This window comes from Magnetospirillum fulvum MGU-K5 (assembly GCF_000442515.1).
Lineage (GTDB): Bacteria > Pseudomonadota > Alphaproteobacteria > Rhodospirillales > Magnetospirillaceae > Phaeospirillum > Phaeospirillum fulvum_B.
This window is the reverse complement of sequence record NZ_AQPH01000013.1, coordinates 19,160-39,607: the sequence shown is the minus strand read 5'-3', so window position 1 is coordinate 39,607 and position 20,448 is coordinate 19,160. Positions and strand designations below refer to the sequence as shown.

General features: G+C 59.5%; 16 protein-coding genes. 5 read left to right on the top strand and 11 right to left on the bottom strand.

Annotated features, from left to right (window positions below; translation table 11 throughout):
- Positions 1-18: 18 nt before the first annotated feature.
- The 3 genes from K678_RS05440 to K678_RS05430 all read left to right on the top strand — a co-directional run bounded on the left by K678_RS05440 (position 19) and on the right by K678_RS05430 (position 3,550).
- Positions 19-837, top strand: a complete 819-nt coding sequence (locus K678_RS05440) for a CpsD/CapB family tyrosine-protein kinase (RefSeq protein ID WP_081673170.1) — start codon at positions 19-21, stop codon at positions 835-837.
- Between the two features lie 38 nt (positions 838-875).
- Positions 876-1,751 carry an ExeA family protein gene (locus K678_RS05435; RefSeq protein WP_021131452.1) on the top strand — a complete coding sequence of 292 codons (876 nt, stop codon included), beginning with the start codon at positions 876-878 and terminating at the stop codon, positions 1,749-1,751.
- Between the two features lie 254 nt (positions 1,752-2,005).
- Positions 2,006-3,550 carry a glycosyl hydrolase family 28-related protein gene (locus K678_RS05430; RefSeq protein WP_021131451.1) on the top strand — a complete coding sequence of 515 codons (1,545 nt, stop codon included), beginning with the start codon at positions 2,006-2,008 and terminating at the stop codon, positions 3,548-3,550.
- Positions 3,551-3,639: 89 nt separating this feature from the next.
- On the opposite strand, the gene K678_RS05425 is transcribed toward K678_RS05430, so the two are convergent.
- The 11 genes from K678_RS05425 to K678_RS05375 form a co-directional block, all read right to left on the bottom strand.
- On the bottom strand, positions 3,640-5,031 hold the full coding sequence (locus K678_RS05425; protein WP_196802541.1) for a hypothetical protein: 1,392 nt from the start codon (positions 5,029-5,031) through the stop codon (positions 3,640-3,642).
- A 62-nt stretch (positions 5,032-5,093) separates the two neighbouring features.
- The gene (locus tag K678_RS05420; protein WP_155804467.1) at positions 5,094-5,483 is read right to left on the bottom strand and encodes a serine O-acetyltransferase; all 390 of its coding nucleotides are present in this window, start codon (positions 5,481-5,483) and stop codon (positions 5,094-5,096) included.
- Positions 5,484-5,618: 135 nt separating this feature from the next.
- The gene (locus tag K678_RS05415) at positions 5,619-6,899 is read right to left on the bottom strand and encodes a polysaccharide biosynthesis protein (protein WP_021131447.1); all 1,281 of its coding nucleotides are present in this window, start codon (positions 6,897-6,899) and stop codon (positions 5,619-5,621) included.
- 26 nt (positions 6,900-6,925) lie between these two features.
- Positions 6,926-7,273: a glycosyltransferase gene (locus tag K678_RS18970; RefSeq protein ID WP_231376212.1), complete on the bottom strand. Its 348-nt coding sequence runs from the start codon at positions 7,271-7,273 to the stop codon at positions 6,926-6,928.
- Positions 7,270-7,968 (bottom strand): glycosyltransferase, encoded by a 699-nt coding sequence (locus tag K678_RS05405; protein ID WP_039852120.1) that lies wholly within the window; start codon positions 7,966-7,968, stop codon positions 7,270-7,272. Before K678_RS05405 ends, K678_RS18970 begins: the two co-directional genes overlap by 4 nt.
- The gene (locus K678_RS05400) at positions 7,965-9,143 is read right to left on the bottom strand and encodes a glycosyltransferase family 4 protein (RefSeq protein ID WP_021131446.1); all 1,179 of its coding nucleotides are present in this window, start codon (positions 9,141-9,143) and stop codon (positions 7,965-7,967) included. Before K678_RS05400 ends, K678_RS05405 begins: the two co-directional genes overlap by 4 nt.
- A gap of 10 nt (positions 9,144-9,153) precedes the next feature.
- The gene (locus tag K678_RS05395) at positions 9,154-10,281 is read right to left on the bottom strand and encodes a polysaccharide pyruvyl transferase family protein (RefSeq protein WP_021131445.1); all 1,128 of its coding nucleotides are present in this window, start codon (positions 10,279-10,281) and stop codon (positions 9,154-9,156) included.
- A 128-nt stretch (positions 10,282-10,409) separates the two neighbouring features.
- Positions 10,410-11,810, bottom strand: a complete 1,401-nt coding sequence (prsR, locus tag K678_RS05390) for a PEP-CTERM-box response regulator transcription factor (RefSeq protein WP_021131444.1) — start codon at positions 11,808-11,810, stop codon at positions 10,410-10,412.
- A gap of 54 nt (positions 11,811-11,864) precedes the next feature.
- Positions 11,865-13,907, bottom strand: coding sequence for an XrtA/PEP-CTERM system histidine kinase PrsK (gene prsK / locus K678_RS05385; protein WP_021131443.1), 2,043 nt, complete (start codon positions 13,905-13,907; stop codon positions 11,865-11,867).
- 565 nt (positions 13,908-14,472) lie between these two features.
- Positions 14,473-15,108: a response regulator transcription factor gene (locus tag K678_RS05380; RefSeq protein WP_021131442.1), complete on the bottom strand. Its 636-nt coding sequence runs from the start codon at positions 15,106-15,108 to the stop codon at positions 14,473-14,475.
- A gap of 259 nt (positions 15,109-15,367) precedes the next feature.
- Complete coding sequence (locus K678_RS05375) at positions 15,368-16,651, bottom strand: hypothetical protein (RefSeq protein ID WP_155804465.1); 1,284 nt, start codon at positions 16,649-16,651, stop codon at positions 15,368-15,370.
- Positions 16,652-16,997: 346 nt separating this feature from the next.
- Between K678_RS05375 and K678_RS05370 the strand changes: the two genes are divergently transcribed.
- Entirely contained in the window at positions 16,998-17,972 is a 975-nt protein-coding gene (locus K678_RS05370; RefSeq protein WP_021131440.1) for a response regulator, read from the top strand.
- Between the two features lie 68 nt (positions 17,973-18,040).
- Complete coding sequence (locus tag K678_RS05365) at positions 18,041-20,431, top strand: tetratricopeptide repeat protein (protein WP_021131439.1); 2,391 nt, start codon at positions 18,041-18,043, stop codon at positions 20,429-20,431.
- Positions 20,432-20,448: the final 17 nt, after the last annotated feature.

Here is a 20,448-nt window from a genome sequence, read left to right as displayed (position 1 = left end):
TCTGCCGACCGGAGCTTGATGATGGATAGACTCGAAAAAGCGCTCCAGAAGGCGAGATCGCTGCGAGAAGCGGCCTTGCAGGACAGTGCTGCCGTCGCGGTGCGGGAGCCTGTGGCATCTGTGCCCGCTCCTGCCGTCGAAATCCGACCGAAGCGGGCGGCCGATGTGCAGCTCTCGGACGATGTGTTGGAGAAAAACCGGATCGTTGCCCGGCAATCCCGCAGTGGCGAGGCCGACATTTTCCGTCTGCTGCGCACCAAATTGTTGCAGGCGATGAACCGCTCCAATCTGCGCACGATCGCGATCACCAGCCCGACCTATGGCGACGGCAAGACCACCATTGCCGTCAATCTGGCGATGAGCCTTGCCCTTGACGTCAAGCAGACGGTGCTGCTGGTCGATCTCGATCTGCGCAAACCGATGGTCCACAATTTCCTTGGCTTCGAACCCAAGGTCGGTCTGGGCGATTACATTCAGAACGATACGCCGGTTCCCGATTGCATGGTCAAATTGCCGGTCGATCGGCTGGTCGTTCTGCCGATTCGCGAGCCGATAGAGAATTCGTCTGAACTCCTCGGTACGCCGAAAATGATCGCCTTGGCCAACGAGTTGAAGACCCGCTACGCCGACCGCATCGTGATCTACGACATGCCGCCGCTGCTGGCCCAAGACGACGTCATTACCTTCCTGCCCAATGTCGATGGCGTCCTGCTGGTAGCGCGGGACGGGGTGACCCGAACCGACGATCTGAAGAATTGCCTGCATTCCCTGGGCGACAGCAATGTGATTGGGACCGTACTCAACGGGTCGAACGAACGACAGTTCAACCGGGCCTGAGTGGGCTTCGTCCCATCGACCCGGAGAAAGGCAGCAGGATGTATGAGAGCCATTTCGGTCTGAGCGGTAAGCCCTTCTCTCTGCTCCCGGATTCTGAGTTCCTGTTTCCGAGCAAGCGGCATCGCCTTGCCGTCAATCTGCTGGAATACGCGCTGGCGACCCAGGCCGGGTTCATCGTTATCAGCGGAGAGGTCGGCACCGGGAAAACGACAGTGATCCGCCGCTTTATCCGCCAGGCCGGGCCGGAGACGGCCGTGGGAGTGATCAGTAATTCCAGCTCTACCCTCGGCCAGTTGATGGGCTGGGTGGCCTTGGCGTTCGAGATCGATCACCGGGGGAAAGAGTCTGCCGAACTTTACCATCTGTTCATTGACTTCCTGATCGCCCGCTATGCCGAAGGCAAGCGGACGATGCTGATCATCGACGAGGCGCAGAACCTGACTCCGGCGATGCTGGAAGATTTGCGGATGCTGTCGAACGTCAATAACGAGAAGGATCTGATGTTGCAGATCGTGCTGGTCGGCCAGCCCGAATTACTCGATACGCTGAAGCGTCCCGATCTGCGTCAGTTCGTTCAGCGCATCGCGCTTCATTGCAATCTCGATCCGCTGGGGGCCGCGGAGACGGCGCAATATATCCGCCATCGTCTGTCGGTCGTGGGGGGCGCTCCCGATCTGTTCGAGGATCTCGCTTGTGCGGCGGTTCATTACTTCTCGCGCGGGATTCCCCGTCTCATCAATCTGTTGTGCGATGTCTCCCTGCTCTATGCCTTTTCCGAGGATCTGAATCGGGTCGGGTTTGACACGGTGGTTGATGCCGCCGTTGACCGTGGACAGGGGGGGCTCAGCCCGTTCCAGTCCTTGCCCGAGGAGGGGGGGCGGGATGTGCTGGTAAAGACGTTGTCTGAAGCGTGAGCCCTGTCGGTTTGGATCTTAGACCTGCCGTGTGAGAGGTTTTTGTGCTGTTTGTCACGGCGCGGTCGTCACTCGTTCCGGGAAAGTCAATTTTTGGTGGGACTTGATCTCTAGGTAGAATGGTGCTGGACCTGGAACAACAACAGTCCCAATATGATCGTCTGTAGTGCGATGCTCTCCCAAATCAGAAATATGCAACCCAAACTCTATTTGAAGTCGCAATCTAGAATTGTGGTTTTAGCGAGGATGGCGCGATGAATAGACGCGACGCATTGAAAGCTATGCCGTTGTTTCTGGGGCTCGTCGGCATCGAGTGGGGTGGCTTGGCCCCGGCCCGTGCTGCGGCAGGGGCTGGCCCCGAATTCTCCGTTTCCAATTTCGGCGCGCGGGGGGACGGTGTGTCCGACGATTCCAGCGCGTTCCTGTCCGCACTGAAAGAGGCGGAAAGGACCAACGGAACCGTCCTGGTGCCTCTTCCGGCGCTCAACTACCGCGTGACCAAAGGCTTGCAGGTTTCACCCGGCATCCAGATTCGCGGGGTCGGTGGCACGAAGCGGCCCTTGATTGTCTTCGAGGGCGATGTCGACGTCTGTCTGAACCTGCGTTCCAACTCGCTGGTCGAAGGTTTGGAACTCGACGGGCATTTCCCGAGCAAGACGCGAACCTCCACGGTCTTGCGGATCTTCGATGACGGCGTCCAGGTGATCAATTGCGTCATCCGTCGCGGTAAGACGCTGAATGTCGACCTACAGGCTGCGAACTGCCGAATTGTCGGAGGGGAGCAGTGGGACAGCGACGGAACGTCAATCGCCCTCAATGGAATCAAGGCTCACTCGAACACGTTGAGCGGAATCACCTTCGGCAATAACCGGGGCTTTGCCATTTGGTTGAATGACAAGGCTCATGGGAATCTTATCGAGAATAACAAAACGAAGAAAAATGGCCTTGAGCTGTGCGGAGTGACGTTCGATTGCTATGGAAACAACATAGTTGGTAACTCTGCCGAGGGTAGTGGTGACAACGGGATATCGGTGACTGGTTATAATAATAAAATAACGAAAAATAATTGCGTGAAGAACGCTTATCACGGCATATGCTTGTTTGGTGAGAGAAATTACTGCTCTGATAATATCTGCACCTCGAATGGTCAGGCCAACCTAAGCCTGCTGACCCCGCGGTCTTTTTGTGGAATCGCCGTCACCCCCAATTTTGGCGGGTTCGGCCGCCGCAATGTCATCGAGAACAACACCTGCACCGACGACCAAGCCAATCCGACACAGCTTTACGGCTTAAAGCTCGAACGCCATCAGTACCGATTGTGGAAGGGTGGGCTGGAACTCGCTTTGGACCGACGCTACTCGACGGATGGTAAGAACGTCTACCGCGCGATGGGGCGGTTGGCATCACAGCCTGTCCCGGCCGGTACCCGGCCCATCACCCACACCTCCAGCACCGCCAGCGATGGCCGTTTCGATTGGCTGTGGATCGGCTCGAATGAGATGAGCTTCGACCTGACCCCGCAGGCGTGGCAGACCGGGACCACGGTTAGCGACGGCGATGAACGAGCCTCTAACCACGCGCTCTACAAGGCCGTGGGTTCGGGCGTGTGCGGAGCCAACGCGCCGGTGCACAAGGCCGGGGTGGTCAGCGACGGTGGGAGAGACTGGCAATACATCGACGACTTCCCCCCCAACTTCGATGCCTGGGGGAACGTCATGCGGGGCAACCGGGCGAAGGGCAACAAGATTTCCGATTATGGCGTCATGTCGAAAAACAGGAACCTGATCGAAAAAGTCTGATCTCAGAGTCCGTCCTGCCCGGTCATGCGTCCTTTTCGCCGTGTGGCAGGACGTTGACCGGGTGCTAAAGGCCCTACAGCCTTTTCCATTCAAATCGAATCGGCTCTGGGATTTTGCCTGAGCTTATTTTCCTGCTGCCAGAAGTGGCGTTTTGCCGCCAGCAGCAGCCCCACCATCACAAAGAAGGCGAACGAGGCCGGACCGGCGAGGCGGTTCGCGAAGATCATCTGCACGAAATAGACGGCCATCACGGCGATTGCCGACTGACAGGTCGGGTCGCGGCCAAGATGTTGGGAGCGTACCGCCGAAACCAGGATGAGTATGAAGGGGGTGATGTAGAGGAAGGAGCCGAATATTCCAAGCACCAAGGGCAATTCCAGGGCACCGCTGTCGAAGGTCGTGTTGGCGTTGCTCGATCCTGAAAGCGCCTGGCTGATCCCGACCGCTCCCAGCCCTCGACCCACCACCTCGAACATGACTTCCTCGCTAAGCTGGGCGTACAGGCGTTCCCGCGCGTGGAAGGAGACGTCGTGCTCGTACGAATCGAGGGTATCGAAGCGTTGCTGAATCTTGTCGAACAAAGGGGTGGCCACGATCACCGTCGACAGCAAGGCGATCAGGATGCCACCGACCACCCCCATGCGGAGTGCGCGCGCCGGTTGATACCGGAACACCAGCATCCACAGGACCGCAAAGCCGACGACCAGGGCCCCCCAACTCGACCGGACCAAAGATAACAGGAGGGTGGCCAAGCCAAACCCAACGGAAATCCATCCGATTCGACCGGCAGTGTTGAAGATCAGCAATATTCCCGCCAGCACGATCGGTGCGAGCACCATCGGGGAGTTCATCGTGCTGAAGACGCGGACCTTGAAGGGGTGGGGCTGCCCGATCGAGTTGATCGGCGCGTGGGTCATCCAATACAAATCCCAAGGGGGCAGCAGGGCATATTGCACCATGCCGTATATCCCAAGAATCACGAGCGCCCACAGGAAGACGCGAACGATCTCCTTCCGGATCTGGTCGTACTCCTGCCAGCACCCGGCGATGTGCAAGGCGAGGCCAAGGGGGGCCACCCATTGGGTCAAGGCGAACGTCGCCGGGGCTGGTCCAACGGCGACCACCCCGATCACCCAGCCATACGTTACCGCGATGAGGCTGGGAAGCAGGGGATTCCAGACGGGAAAGCTTCCCCTGAGCCGGGCGAGGGCGATAAAGGGCAAGAGTGACACGATCACCGGCGCCAGGCCGTAGATGTTCATCTCGGAATAGCCGGAACTGAGATCAAAAACGCGCCGGATGAATGGAACCAGAAACCAGAGCCAAAGAGCGTAGCGGAGGTAGAGGGAGGGGCTTTTGATAATCAGGTAGAGGCCAGCGGAGCAGGTCAGGAAAAGGAACGCGATCGGCTTGGCGATTTGCCCGCCGGCATCACCGATCAGAAAGGGGCTTAAGGTCAGGACGAGGATGAACCCGTTCACGACGAATCCGAGGCGGCCCGAGCGCGTCGGCCTCGCTGGGCTGTCAATTCCAACCATCCGGGCTATCCTTTACTGACGATGCGTGCGGGCAATCCCGTCACCACCGCGTTATCCGGTACGTCGATCAAGACGACGGAATTGGCACCGACCAAAACGTTTTTTCCGATGGTGATTCCGCCCAAAATTTTTGATCCCGCATACAGAATTGTCCCAGAACCAACCTTGGGAAATTTATCAACACCAAGTTTGGCGAGCCCCAGCGTTACTTGCTGGTAGATTCTGACCCCTGTCTCGATTTCCACTCCGTCCCCGATGATGATCCCCGTCGCGTGGGGAACCGCGATGCCCGGAGCGATCTTCGCCAGGGGGCTTACGTGGCACGCGGTCAACACCACCGAAAGGCAACGAAACATGCGCCCAAGGACGCGACCGGGAGCGCCGAGGCGGCGCAAGGACCGTTCCAGTCGATAAAAAACAGCATCTGGAACCCGGGATGGGTGAATAGAAGGTAGAGTACCCCGTGCGAGTTCGCCGCAGCGTCCATCTTGATGTCGCGGAAAAAAGACATGACCCCCTCCGTACGATCTCTAAGCCTTGAATGACGTCATGCCGCTTCTGATCGTGATGTACAGCCAGATGGACCTGAAGGTTTGCGACAGGACGACTCCCCACAGCAACCCGGCGGTTCCGTACCAAGCACCCAGGGTCAGGGTTGCGGTCATCAGCACAATCAACGTCACGATATTCTGGACGAACTCATTCTTGTATTGCAGTTGCGCCATCTTGACCGGCCCCATCGCGGCGTTGAAATAGGCGACGAACGCGCCGATCGCCACGGGGAACAGCAGGTCCGCTGCCGCGGCGAAGGCTGGATTAAAAAAGAGGCGCAGGGCCTCGTCGCGCGCCGGCAACAGCGCGAGAAATAAGATCACGGCGGCGCACGCTTCGGCCAAGAGGAACAAGGCGAAACTGATCTTGCCGAACTGAACCACGTCTTTGGCCGCGTAAGCGCGCCCCAAACGGGGAAGGGCGGCCTGGGTGATGCCGGTGATGAGCGGCATGAAGATGTTGCCGAGTTGCATGAAGCCGCCGATCAGCCCCACTTGCTCGGGTTGAAATAGAATTCGCCCGGAAAGACGGGCTGCGGCAATATTTAACGTTGCGATGAATAAGGCAGCGGTCAAAGGACCAGCCAATTCCCATAGAATCTTGATTTGGTTCCGTGATGGCAATCGAAGCGCCGCACCGGTCCGAACGGGGGCTGCGGGATCGCATTGCGCCGCCGCGTATGCGCGCATTTTGGGGAGGTCCAGGAACAACAAGATGAGGGAAATCAGCGCCCCGTGCGCCGTGAACGCCCAGATCGGGTCGACGCCGCCCAGCATAAGTCCTGCGGTGCCGAGCGGCAGGATGGCGTTGCGCATGATGCTCGACAGGGCCATGCGCTTGTAGTTCTTGTTCCGCTGATAGATTCCGGCGACAAGGTCAAATATTGAATCTACATATTTAATAAATGTCCACAGAATGATTAGGATGAAAGAACTTCTCTCGACGCTGCACAAGATGATGATGGACAAGATAAAAGCGATGGCAGATGACCAGATTCGTATCTGGAAGCTCTCTATAACGTTCGGTTCGATCGTGAAATTTCCGGCGCTAATCTCACGTTGAGAAAAGCTGAAGCCCCGGAACATCGGGATGAACAGCGCCGTCGCAAACAAGTAATGCCCCAGGACATCGATGCCGCAGAACTTCGATATCGCGATCAGCATCACCCATTGGTAAAAGGAATCCGACGCCGTCGAAACGAGCGCCAGAAACGCGTCGCCCCCGAATCCCTTCACGATATTCTGGAGGCGGCGAACCATATGGGGCTTCCTTGGTCCGGGATCACTCACTCGGCATACAATCGGGCGAGGGCCTCCGCCTGCGCCTGACGGGTGAACGTCGCGCTGAGGGTGGCGGTGTTGCGGAAGGCATCGGACAACGCACCCGGCTGAAGCAGGCTTAGGACCCGCACGGCAAGGTCGTGCGGCGTGTCGCAAAGGTCGCTGATGCCCAGGGAGCGAAGGGCGGGAATGGCGCGGGCGACGATGGGAAGGTTCAGCGCTGTGGCTTCAAGCAACGAAATCGGGTTGCCCTCCCAACCGGCGGTGTGCATGTAGACGTCCATCCCGGCCAGGGCGGCGATCAGGTCCGCGTGGTCGATCCACCCGGTCACATGAACTCCGGCGGCGCTCATCTGTGCCTCGACCTCGGGCTCGCCCCCCCCAGCCACCAGAATTCGCAACGATCCGTTTGGCGGCGCACCTCTTCCCACACGGCGAGAAAGAACTGCGGGTCTTTTTGAGGCTGCAATCGTCCCACCATCGCGACTTTCAGCCGGGTCGGAGCCTCGGCGGGCGGTTCCTTCCGAACTAGGTCTCCGGGAACGTCGGCGAAGTTGGGCAGGTAGACCGCCGCCTTGGTCCCAAGCATCTTCCGCCCCAGATCGACCTCCCGCTCGCTGACTCCGGCGATGGTCCGCCCGTTGAGGCTGAGCAGGTTTTCCACCGCGAAGAAGGACGCCCGCTTCCACCAAGCGACATCCTGACGCTCGAACGCGAAGCAATGGGGGGTGTAGATCAGCCGCGAGGGAGGCAGGCCGGCCAATCGGCCATAGGCTCCGGCAAAGGACGAATGAAGATGGATCCAGTCGGGGCGAAGACGGTTGAATACCGTGCGGATGGCGCGGATCGACGGCACAAGCCCCCTTGGCATGGGGAGAATCTGGCGGAACGGCAGATCCTCGTTGATGACGACCTTCACCGATTCGCGCGGGGTTGCCAGCAGGTGGTGCTCGACCTGGGGCGCGTTGCGGGCGTATTCAAGGATTGCGGTGGTTACGCCGCCGCCCAACGCTTCGGTGACATGCAGAACCGTCTTGCGCGTGCTCATCTCTGCTCCATCCCGGCAGCCAGAACCGCCCGGTAATAGGCCTGGCGCTTCTGATTGAGTAAGTCGAACCGATATTCCTGAACCGCCTCCAGGTTCTCTCTGGAGGCAACCGCCAGCCGATCGGCGTTCGAGGCCAGCGTGACGATGGCTTGCGCCAGCCCCTCGACGTCGCCGGAGGGGACCAGATAGCGCCGAGACAGCAATTCCGGTATGCCGCCCACGTCTGATGCGATGCAGGGGGCCGCGCGGGCCATCGCTTCGAGCAGCGCGCGCGGCAGCCCTTCCTGACGGGAGGGCAGGGCAAACAGGTCGGCGCGGTCGATCTCGTTACGAACCGGTGCGCCGCCTTGAAGCTTACCGACGAACGTCACATGGTCGACGAGCCCCAGGTCGCGCGCCATGTGTTCCAGGTCGTCCCGATAGGGGCCGTCGCCGATCAGGCGGAGCTTCGCCTTCAGCCCCAAATCGTGGCACCGCCTCAGCGCCGACAGCAAAACATCCTGGCCTTTGTAGAGTTGGATCATCATGCCGACGTTGACGATGGTCGGGGTGGTGGTGTCGAACGAGTCCGGAGCACGCTCTTGCTTGACCAGCGAGTCTTCATCGATGACCAGGTCCGTAAAGCTGAACGTCGGGCGACCCGGCTTCGGTGGGTATGCCGTCTGGAGGGCTTCGCGCGTTACGTATGTCGAGGCCGCAGCCGACCGGCATTGCCAGCGAGTCCCCGCGATGAACATCCGCCGAAACCAGCGGCGCAGGGGGTGGCGGACCGAGCCCTCGCCCAGTTGTTGCGCGGGGTCGGCGACGCATTCGACCGAATAGGGGATGCCGCGCACTGTCGCGATAATCGCGAATATCAAGGGAAGCGTGCCGGGCACCCGAAGGATGAAGGCGGCATCTTCCTTCGAAATCCGCCACAATAGACGGGCAATCTTCGGCGCTACTTTCAAGAACTGACCCGGCCCGTGGTAGGAGGGGATCGCGATGAAATCAACCTTTTCGCCGACGACCGGAAGAGCCGTTCCGTCACCGTCGGGGAAGACTCTGCCGACAACGGTGAAGTGCTCGAATATGCTGGTGTAGTGACGGGAAAAATTCTCGTAATGCATGTGATAGGAGGCCGGGGCGCCGTTCCGATAGGAAAAGCGCCCGTCCATGATGGCGATACAACGCATTCTGTCCCCGCTATCGTTCGTAAGTGTGCGCCAGCGTCGCTTTTACGGTCTCACGCGCTACCCGGACGGAGTCGGCCGAGCCCGCCACCGCGGCCCAGAACGGGTCGGAATTTTGGCACAGCCCCCTGGTCTGGTCGGCAATCACGCCCGGGTCGAAGGAAAGCGCGTTATAGACAAAGTCGGGCACGCCAAGATCTTCATATGCTCCGAAGCCCTTCCTCTCATAAGACAGATGAATGGATGGGCACCCTGAGATCATGGATTGCAACGCGCCGTGCAGTCGAACCGAGACGACGACACCTTTTCCCCTTTGCTCTATCGCATCGGATACGGATTGGAAGCTGTCTCCCCATTTCATTTTCCGGTAGAACGCCAAGTCGTTGTTGCCGCGTGCGGTGGATTGCAGAACGGGTATGGCATCCGGCATCAGCGCCCGCAGATCATTCAGGCGCTGGTAATAGGTGTTCAGCACCGGAGCCGGTTTGTTCAGGTCGCGCGCGATCAGGTAGACGTTGTCGTAACGCGGGCGAATGTCGTTCGTTAGGCCGCTTTCTAGAAGTTTCATGACCGCCAGATCGGGAACCCGCTGGGACCGTGTGCTCAGGGCAAGTTCGCTCACCGAGCGGTCGTCGCGCAGGAAGATCGTGTCCACCCCGCTCAGGCTTTCGCGGATCAACTGTCCCAGCTTCCCCCGTAACGGCCCCACGCTCTGCGGGAGGTACACGGATTTGCAGGGGGCCGCGCTGGCGACCTTTGCCAAGGCTGCGTGAGCGATCGCCGCCTTGACGCCCTCTTGGAGCGAGCCGGCGCGCATGTAGCCGCCGCCGACGCCGACGATCAAATTCGCCCGGTCGACCAGTTCCCGAAGGCCGGGCACGGAGACGCGCCGGCCGAACGCCGCGTTCAACGCCAGGGTCGCTGCGACGCTTGACGCGCCCAACACCTTGGCCAGGGTCCCTTTTTCGCCTCCCGGCCCCCTGACGACGTGGGGGAGATCGGCGAAGGATTCGGGGTCCATCGCGACCACCACGATCTCCGATTCCGCGGGGATCGCCTGCCGGATGAGGTCGAGGGTCAAGTCGACCAGCAGGCCGTCGCCGTGGTTTCCCCGGCTGTAGGCATGAAACACCAAGATCATGCGAGATACCTTCCATACCGCACGGTCGTCATCGGATTCCCCTTCCCGACACGTCCTTATCGAAACGCGAGTCCCGCGTGCGCGGCGTCACCTTGAGGTGAGGCGGGCGGCACCTCTGGGGCCCAGGATCAATCGGGGACCTCCGCCTTGGGGGCGTGGTATCGGCCGATCCGGAGTGCCTTCATCAGGGCGTAGAGAGTTGGCCGACTGACACCGAGGATTTTCGATGCCTCTTGGATGTTGTTGTCGGTCAACGCCAGGGTTCGGCTCAACATGCGGCGCTCTGCCTCCTCGCGCACTTGACGCAGGGTGGGAAGCACATCCCGCGTCTCGCCCTCTTCCGGCAAGTCGAGGTCTTCGGGAGTGATGTAGCCTTGATCGGCGAGCACGATGCCGCGCTTGATCCGGTTCTCCAGTTCGCGGACGTTGCCTGGCCAGGAATAAGAGGCGATGCGGGCAAGGGCGTCACGGGTGAAGCCCTTGGGCGGTGACTCGAAAGCGGAACTTAGTTTCTTGAGCAGATGAATGGCGATCAGCACCGCATCGCCCGGCCGCTCCCGCAATGGCGGAACGATGAGCCCCATCTCGTTCAGCCGGTAATAGAGATCCTCGCGGAAGCCGCCCTCGCGCATCATTGCGACGAGGTCCTTGTTGGTCGCGGCGAGAATTCGGACGTTGACGGAAAGCAATTTGCGCCCACCGATCCGTTCGACTACTTTTTCTTGGAGGAAGCGCAGCAACTTGGCCTGAAGCGGCAAAGGCATGTCGCCGATTTCATCCAGGAACAAGGTGCCGCCATCGGCCAGTTCGATCTTGCCATGCACCCGGGCAACCGCGCCGGTGAACGCCCCTTTCTCATGGCCGAACAGTTCGCTTTCCAGCAAAGTCTCGGGGATCGCGGCACAATTAAGCGCGACGAACGGGTTGTCTTTACGCGGGCTCCAGGCGTGAATCGCGCGGGCCAGGATGTCCTTGCCGGTCCCGCTTTCGCCAGTAATCAGGACGCCGACGTCGGAGCGGGCGACACGCTGTGCCAGATTGACGACCTTCAACATCTCCGGCGAGGCGGTGACCAGACCGTCGAAATCCTTGCCCCCCTGCAACCCGTCGCGCAGGTGGGTGATCTCCTCCTCAAGCTGATAGCTGTTCCAGGCCCGTTCGATAATCACCTTGATCACGTCGGGATCGACCGGCTTTGAGTAGAAATCATAGGCACCAATACTGATCGCCTCGAGAGCGTTCTCGCGCTCCTGGTTCCCGGTGGCGACAATCACCTTGGTGATTGGGCGCAGGGCGCGGATTTCGCGCAAGGTGGCTAGGCCTTCGCTGGCGTTGTCACGATCAGGCGGCAGACCGAGGTCAAGAATCACCAGCGGCGGTTCCTCGCGTCGGAACAAGGTCATCGCCGACTCGCGATCCTCGGCCGGCAACAGGTCGTAGTCCGACAGTGTCCAGCGCAACTGGGTGCGCAATCCGGGATCGTCCTCGACGATGAGAATCCTAGGCCTGCGCAGAGAGTCTTCGGCCATTCCTGTCCTCTTGATTGGGCGAAGCGGGAACCTCGCAGCACTTCAGGCGAAGTCTCATGGTTGTCCCGGCTCCGGGATGGCTTTCGACGTCAAGGCGCCCCCCATGTCTTGCATCATCCGCAATGCCTGAAACGCGCCAATGCCAGAGCCGTTTGGTTTTCTGGTTTCGAATGGGCGGAACAGGTGGTCGCGCACAAAGTCCTGGCTCATCCCCGGGCCGTCATCGATGATTTCGATGATTCCATCGCTGTGGCCGGGACGGATGACGATCGATACCGAGCCGTCCGGCCCGACGGCATCAATTGCGTTTTGAACGAGGTGATCCATCACCGAGGCCAGCTTGTCGCGGCAAGCATCCACCAGCACCGGCTCCGAAGCATCAATCAACTGGAGGCGGGGGAAGGATTTGCGCCAGCGCTCAAACACCTGGGCGGCGAACGAGCCGAGGAAGGTCGGCTGTAATATGAGTTCGGCTCGGCGTGCCCCTTCCTGCCCAAGTTGAGCCAGCATTCCGCGCAGCCGATCGACCGAACTGGCCGTGGTCAGCAGCATATCCCGCTGAAACTCCGGGTCATGGCCGAAGGTGTGGGCGTTTTCCAACATCAACGACATCTGGCTCACGACGTTTTTAATATCATGAACGACAAAAGCGAACCGGCGATTGAACTCGGCAAGGCGACGCGCATCATTGAGGGCGCGGGAGGCGCGCTCTTCGGCCAGATAACCGGCGGCTTGAGCGCCGACGGTCTTCAGCAGATCGAAATCCTCCCACCCCAGCGCTGATGGCGCGGTGGTCGGGTGGCCTGCGACGATCATGCCTTCCAGTACTTCATGATGGATCAGCGGGACGATAATCCACTGGTCGCGCTGGCTGGAAAACCAGAGGGGAAGGGATAGTCCGTCGTAAATTTCCGGATAGGTCAGGCATTCGTTGATGTCGATGATCCATCCGGTGCGGACCATGAAGTTCATCAACGGGTCGTCGGAGGGAATGACAGGAAGGTCCCCATCAATGTTCCAATGCACGACCGGCGTAAACGCATCGATCGCATCCTGGAACGTCCACAACACTCCGGACCGGCAATCGACCGATTCCGCAACCGCCCGCAACGTCCGTTCGTGTAGCGTTTGGTTCTGGTGCGGCCCGGCCATCTTGCGGATGAAGGCCAGCCAGACTTCACGGTAATCGTATTTCAGCCGGAAAAAATGCTTGGAAATGAACACCATCATCCGGGCGCGAAACGATGCCGACTGAATCAGAATCATCAGCAAGATTGTTGCGGTGGTGATGAAGGTGATCTCGAGAGTCAGTCCCCAATCGCCGGTCCGATTGCGCAGCACCTCACCAGCCACCGAGGTGCTGACCAGATAGAAGCCGCCGCCAACCAGGGCGGTGGAATGGAATACGGCGTAGCGGGACATCTGAAAGTTGCTGCCCCATCCGCGCACCAACAAGGTGGCAAAAGCGAGCGGCAAACCGAGCGCGAACAGGATGTAGCTTCTGGCGACAACGAACAGGGACGGAATGCCCCCGGTGGTGAGACCTGAAACGCAGATCATCAGGTCAAAAATCGTCAGCCCGCCTATCCCCAGAACCACCAGACGCAGACCGCGTGTCGGTGTCTGCTCGATATTCCGGAGCAGATTTTCCAGCATCAGCAGGATCAGGATATCAACGGTGATCTGCCAAAGATTAAACAGAATCAAAGCAGTCGTTGTGCCTGCGGTCAGCATCAGCCCCCCGGCCATCACGCCTGGAACGATGGCAAGCGGGATTCTCAGTCCCGAGGGAATGCGCCAGAGACGGCGCGACGGCACCAATCGGTCGATCGGGAGCTGGCAGGCGCAGAACAGGAGAAACGCCCAGGTTCGTGCGGTTTCGAGCGGGAGGGCGAGGGCAAAATCGAGACGTGCGGTCACGCCACAGGCCGAGATCGCTGTGCAGGCGCAGCCGAAGGCGAGAAAAAAGCGACCGCGTCCCATCGAGACGCTGAGCGCGGCGGCGGCGACAATGCATAAATAGAGTGCCGCGCAGAGGGCGTTGCCAAACAGCTCGATCTTATCGACCGGAAGTCCGATCGTAATGCTCAGGTCCATCGCCCATCCCCCCCTTTCACGTCACGGGTGGGGCGGAGATATCGCCCAAAGCGTGACCGTATCGTTGGGGGGAGCATCGTGCCGACAGGGGGTCTCCGCTGTCGGCGTGAAGTCTGTATGGAAAAGTGGCGCTCCGCCGCGCCGGAAATCAATGTACGTGCCGGAAATAAAAAACCGGCTGCGGCCCCAATGAGCTTAAAGCGGACCGCATGTGAAAATCAGCTTTTTTTAATGTAATCGGGCATTTCTTGCCAGCTTGTCTCAGGTCGTCTTTTGGACCGTCCCGCAAACCTCGCCCCCAATGGATTCCTGAATTTTGCGGCAATGAACATAACTCCCAGGGAGGGTGTCTGCTCCCTCCGCCGAAGCCTGCTGGAAAAGGTACAATTCGTCTTAAATTACGAATATAGCCATGATGGATTAGTCTTTGTATAAATTCATCTAGTGAATGTGAGGTTTTGGGTTGTTTTAGCTTAAAATAATAAAGCTAAAAATTGAATTTAATGAAGATACTCATGCGGTCGTAAATTGATGCGCATGAAATGCGTTTTGATATTTGATCTATTCACAGCAAGCTGTGGGGCGCAAGAGCCTGGTAACGAGATGCGATTCCCAATTTTTTGAATATGATTGTCATGTGTACCTTGACCGTATTGGGGGATAGGCCAAGGCGTCGGGCGATTTCTTTGTTGGGAAGCCCCATCAGCATCAGTTGGTGGACTTCGCGCTGGCGCTCGGTCAAGCCGGTCGTGGCGTCGCTGTCCAAGCTCTGGTCGCGCATCGCAAGGGAGGGAGCCGTGTTGGACGGGCCAAGCACGTTTTCCACGGCCATCCGGACGGTCTGCGTCTGTTCGGTGCGAGAGAAGATCGCCGCCGCGCCCACGGACTGCGCAACACTCTTCAGTGCCGGGCTGGGGGCGTCGCAGAATGTGATGAGCGGGGGGTGTCCGGCGGCATCAAGGTCGTCGCGCAACCGGGCTGATTCGGTCTGTGCGAAACTGAGATCAAGCAGGACGAGATCGAACGAATCCTGCCGCAGCGCTTGCCTCGTGGCGCTCATGGAATCTGCCTCGCGCACGTGCGGTGTAGGGGCGAAGCGGCGGAGCATCGCCAGCAGGCCCATCCGGAAAAAGGGGATCGGATCAGCGATCAGCACCGTGCTGTTTTTGAGCCGAATATGTTGTTTTCCCGTCACGATCATCGTTCCCCCTCATATGCGCAAACCGAGCCGTGCGTGCAGATTACGTCGATAGGGTAGCCAGTTCCCGGACCATCATCCTTTTGGATCGCCCGTAAGTATAGTATAAAAACAGAATTTTCGAACAGACAATATCGCCCTGTGGTTAAAAAGCGCTGCTTGTTACCTGCATCTAAAAATTGATATAAATAAGAAATACAAAAGCGAAAGGCGCCTGTCTGCGCCAGACGCCTTTCGTGTCCGCCAATCTTTCGATGGCAACTCAATCGGCCTTTCTGGCGCGATTGAACCGTCCATAGGCGCCCAGTCCAAGCAGGGCCGAGCCGAACAAGACAACGGCACCAGGAATCGGGACCGGCGACACCGCCGCGCTGACCTGCACGGTGCGGATCGTGGTGTTGTTGCCCGCGGTCACCGCCAGATTATAAAGAGTGTTGGCGAGCAGATTAGAGAAGCTGACGACGATCGAATTGTTCGGATTGGGGAGAGCAAGGATCTTCCCCGTAAGCCCATTCAGGGTGATCGTGTCATACTTCAATCCATTCAGGAGAGTTCCTGAAATGTTGTCGGTCAGAGTGACGACGAGATTTGATGCCTGAGACAGCTGAAACTTCAGATTGAAGGTTGTGATGTTGCTGCTGTCGGTTTTGTTCGCCGTTACCGCCCCCTTTTTATTGACGGTGAAAACGTCGGAAATATAGCGACCTGTCATCGCGCTGGATTTCGGTCCGACCGTGCCGGTGTACACCAACTCGGTGGTGGAGGCCGAAAGCGGATTGCCGCTGTTCAGTTCGAGAACGTCGCTATAGCTTGCTGCCTTCGCTGTACCCGAAAATCCCATCACCAGGACAACGGCAAGGGCTCCGAGGCCACCGACGCGGGCGGCCTCGCGATTGCGTTGCCGCTGACGGCGTCGGCCGAAGACGCCGAGGCCAAGCAGCGACGAGCCGAACAGCAGGGCCGCGCCCGGCAGCGGCACCGCCGACACCGTACCGGAGAAGGACGAGCTTTTATTAAACCCTGTGCCGGTAGCGACGGTGTAGTACAGGCTGTACGTCCCGCTGCCCAACAAATTGGCGGTGGCGAGGGTAAGATCCTTCGTGCCTGCGACGTTGTGCAGGTCGTATTCGGTGGTCCCCGACTTCAGGGTAATGCCGGTGATTCGGAGTTCGTCGAGCCGGTTCGTATTGAATTGGATCGAGACGCTGGTTTTGGCGTTAAACGGAAGCGTGAACGTGTAGACCCCGCTAAACCCGTTATCCACCCCCAGGCTATAGGGCGAGGCTCCGTCAACGGGCGTAAACACCACATTCGAGCCAACCGAAAGGGTGTTTGAGCTGCTGCTCAGCCCGTAGTTCGTCGGAGAATTGCCTATCTTGGAGCTATATAGGGTTCCGTCGAAGGATGATTGGTAGCCATCACCTACTCCGATAATGCTTTCGGCGAAGTTGACCGTGACCGCCTGCGCGGCCCCGCTCCAGGCAAACGCCATCGCCGCAACCAGTGCGATGGCAGAGAGCCTCAAGCGCGTAAACGAGTTTCTCATAAGCCCCTCCGTACCGTGATGTTATGGGGGCTATCGAGTCCGCTTGCGGCGGAACTCTGGCCCTTCTCGCCCCATTAAAAGCAAGTTTGATGCCAGCCGCCCTCAATGCGGGTTTCCTGCGCTTCTCCGGTTCCGGAGGAGAGAGAGGTGTAAACAACTCTGACAAAATGCGCGTGATTTCGTTCGAAAACATGCTTCTTCGTCAGGGTTCTTTACACCTGTGGGTGGGGTGGTCCGTCAGGGCTGGCGGAAAGTCGCGGAAGGAGAGGGTTGGTCTGAATTTTGCTAAGTCGCGCAATGAAAAGAATGTGTGTTTGACCGAATGTTATCGGCGGAGGGAGCACCGATGGGGAAAGCCTATGAGAATGTGCGGTTGGTGGTGTGCGATGACCCGTACCAGACCAACTCTCTCAAAGAGGCTCTCCGGGCATTTGGGATCGGCAACGTCCGATCCTGCGACAATGTTTCGACGATGATGCGTTATCTTGACGATAGTCTGATCGACTTGTTGCTCTACGATGTTGATACCGCCGGTGATGCTTTGCTCGGCGTGACCAGCCGTATCCGACGCCATCATGAGGGGCGAAATCCCTTCGTGATCGTGATTGCGACGATCGCCGATGCCACGCGGGACACGGTGGGACAACTGATTGATGCCGGTATCGACGATCTGCTGCGTAAGCCGGTGTCGCAGGACCGGCTCTTCGGAAGTATCGAGCGCTTCACGCGATCCCGGAAAATGTTTGCCACCAGCCATGATTTTGTCGGGCCAAGCCGACGATCAGCCGACCGCGATGCTGCCGATCCTTCTGGCCTGATCCAGGTTCCCAACACCCTGTTGTGCAAGGTCACTCGGGGGATGGACGATTCGTCGGTGCAACGGCTGGTCGACGTGGCGTGTTTTGAATTGGAAGACCGTCAGGTCGAGGCTCATGCCCGCACCTTGGAACGGTTGTCTGGCGTGGCGCATGCCACCTTCCGGGGCCAAGGTCACGGTGATGCGTTCGGGTCCCAGATTGATCTTCTCGCCAAGACCGCCAGCGGGTTTCGCGCCCGGATTCCTGCCACGGCGTCTCCCCAGCTTGGTGACCTCGCCAATATTTTATTGTCGCTGACGGATCGTCTGGCCCAGCCCAATCGCTGCAAGACGAGTGCTGCGACCGATGTCGAACTGCTCTCCAAGGTTTCGCAGGCGATTCGCCGCGCCGTCACCGTCGAGCAGTCTGCCGTCCAATTGATGCAGGACATCGTCGATACGGTCTCGGGACCGGCCGTCTTGTCTGGTGACAGCGCTTCTTCCCAATCCGGCGAGTCCTGTTAGTCGGCGCGTCCCCGCCGTTTTGGCCGGTCCCTTTTCCTCGTAACCTCGTATCGATGGATTCCTCAACCATGACGAAGAACCGAGCGACGCAGATAGCCGCCGCCCTCTTGCTGCTCTGCGTTCCTCTGGCGGCGTGTGACGATGCCGGTGATCGCGAGGCGAAATATTTGCGGCGCGGCAGTGATCTTCTTGCCCGTGGTGAGTTCGACAAGGCGCGGATCGAGTTCAAGAACGCGGCGCGGATCAAGCCGAGCGATCCCGATGTGCGCTATCGGCTGGGGTTGGTCGACGAGGCCCAGGGCGATCTGCGCAATGCCTTTGCCGCTTTCTCCGCCGCCGAAAGCCAGGATGCCGCGTTTGGCCCGGCTCGCCTCAAGCTGGCGCAGTACTTTCTTGCCGCCGAGCAATATGGCGAAGCAGAAACTCGGATCAACGACGTCCTGGCCAAGGACCCGGACAATGTCGAAGCCCATGCGTTGCGGGCCGCTCTCCTGCTTCGATATAAGGATTACGCGGGGTGCGAGGCCGAGGCCCGCCTTGCCTTGGCCAAGGATGCCGGCAACATCACCGCGATCTCGGTTCTGACCGGCCTTTACACCGCCCTGGGCGATGGGGCCAAGGCGGGAGCGGTGCTGGAGGAGGGGATTGCCAAGCATCCGGGCGAACCCTCTCTGCAACAGTTGAAAATCGCCCTGTTCCTGCGGCTCGACCAATTTGCCAAAGTCGAGGAAGCCTATCGCGCCCTGTTCCAGTTGCGCCCCGGAGAAGTCCGCTATCGGCTTGAACTCGTCGATCTCTATTTGAAGAAGGGCCAGATCGATGCGGCAGAGGGAACGCTCCGCAGCGGGATTACCGATCCCGACGGTGATTGGCCGCTGAAACAGCGGCTGGTCGTCTTTCTCAGCGACAATCGCAGCCTGGATGTCGCCGAGAAGGAGGTGCGCCAGTATCTCGCCCAGGCCCCCAAGAAGGACGAGTTATATTTCTGGCTGGCCGATCTCTATATCAAGCATGGTGCAATCGACAGAGGGATCGATCTGTTGCAGCAGATCGTCGCCCGCAACGAGTTTCAGACCCCTGGCCTGACCGCCCGCGCCTCGCTGGCCCGGATCAGCTTTGCCCGCGGCGACCGTGCCTTGGCCGAGCGGCTGGTTGCCGCCGTGCTCGAAAAGGCGCCGACCAACCGTCAGGCCTTGCTCCTGCGGGCCGGAATGGCTTTTGACAAGGGCCAGTATCAGAGTGCTGTGTCGGATTTGCGGGCGATCCTGCGTGAGCAGGCCAGTGACAAGGAGGCGCTGAGCCTGCTGTCGGAAGCTTTGCTGATGCAGGGGCGGATCGATTTGGCAATCGACACCCAGGCCCATCTGGTCGATTCGCTGCCGCTCGATCCGACCCCACGGGTCCGTCTTGCCCAGCTTTATAACGTCAACAACGATACCGCCCGTGCGCTTGATCTCCTCAATCAGGTGACCAAGACCCATCCGAGCTTTGCTGTCGCCTGGGAAAGCGTGGCCCGGGTCAAGCTGTCACAGAAGGATCTCGTCGGTGCCATCGCGGCGATCGACCGCCTGGAAGCACTCGACGGGCAGCATTTAACCGCACAGTATCTGCGCGGCGAGGCGCTGGCCGCTGAAGACCGGCTCGACGACGCGGTGCGTCTGTTTTCCGGCGTGGTGAGCGCCGATCCCGACTCACCGTTGGCCGAACACGCGCTGGCCGCGTTGGTCGGGGCCTATTCCCGCCAGAACCGGCTGGAGGCGGCATCGCACTTCATCGACACGCTTCGCACCGACAGCCCGTTCGTCGCCACTGTTCTGGGTGAAATCTATCTCCAGCGCGGTTTGCGCGACAAGGCCGCCACCGAACTTGATCGGGCTCTGGCCCAGAACCCAGCCCGCGCCGAACCCTATCTCGACCGTACCCGCCTCTATCTGCTGGATCGAAAGGTCGCGGAGGCGATTGATGTCGCCAAGCGGGGGATCGCGGCGGTGCCATCGTCTGTCCCGTTGCCGATCCTGCTCGCCGATATCTACAGCGTCGAGGGGCGGCACCAGGAAGCGCTGGCGATTTACGAGGATCTGCTGGCGCGGAACCCCGGGCTTGACCTTGCCGCCAACAATGCGGCCGAGCTGATTGCCGATTACAAGGCCAACGACCCGGTGGCGATGGAACGGGCGCGCCAACTCGCCGAGCGGTTCCAGGGGGCATCCAATCCGATGCAACTCGATACGCTGGCTTGGGTCTACTTCCGCAAAGGGGACCAGAGCAAGGCGCTGGTTTTGGCGAATCGGATCATGAATGCCGAGCAGATGCCGCCGCAGGTTCACTATCACATCGGGATGATCCTGCTGGGGGCCGACCGCAAGGCCGAGGCGAAAGCTCATCTGCAAAAGGCCTTGGAGGGGAACACCTCCTATCCGGGGATCGAGACCGCCAAACAGGTCTTCCAGACCCTCTAAGCAGCGAGGACAGCCGG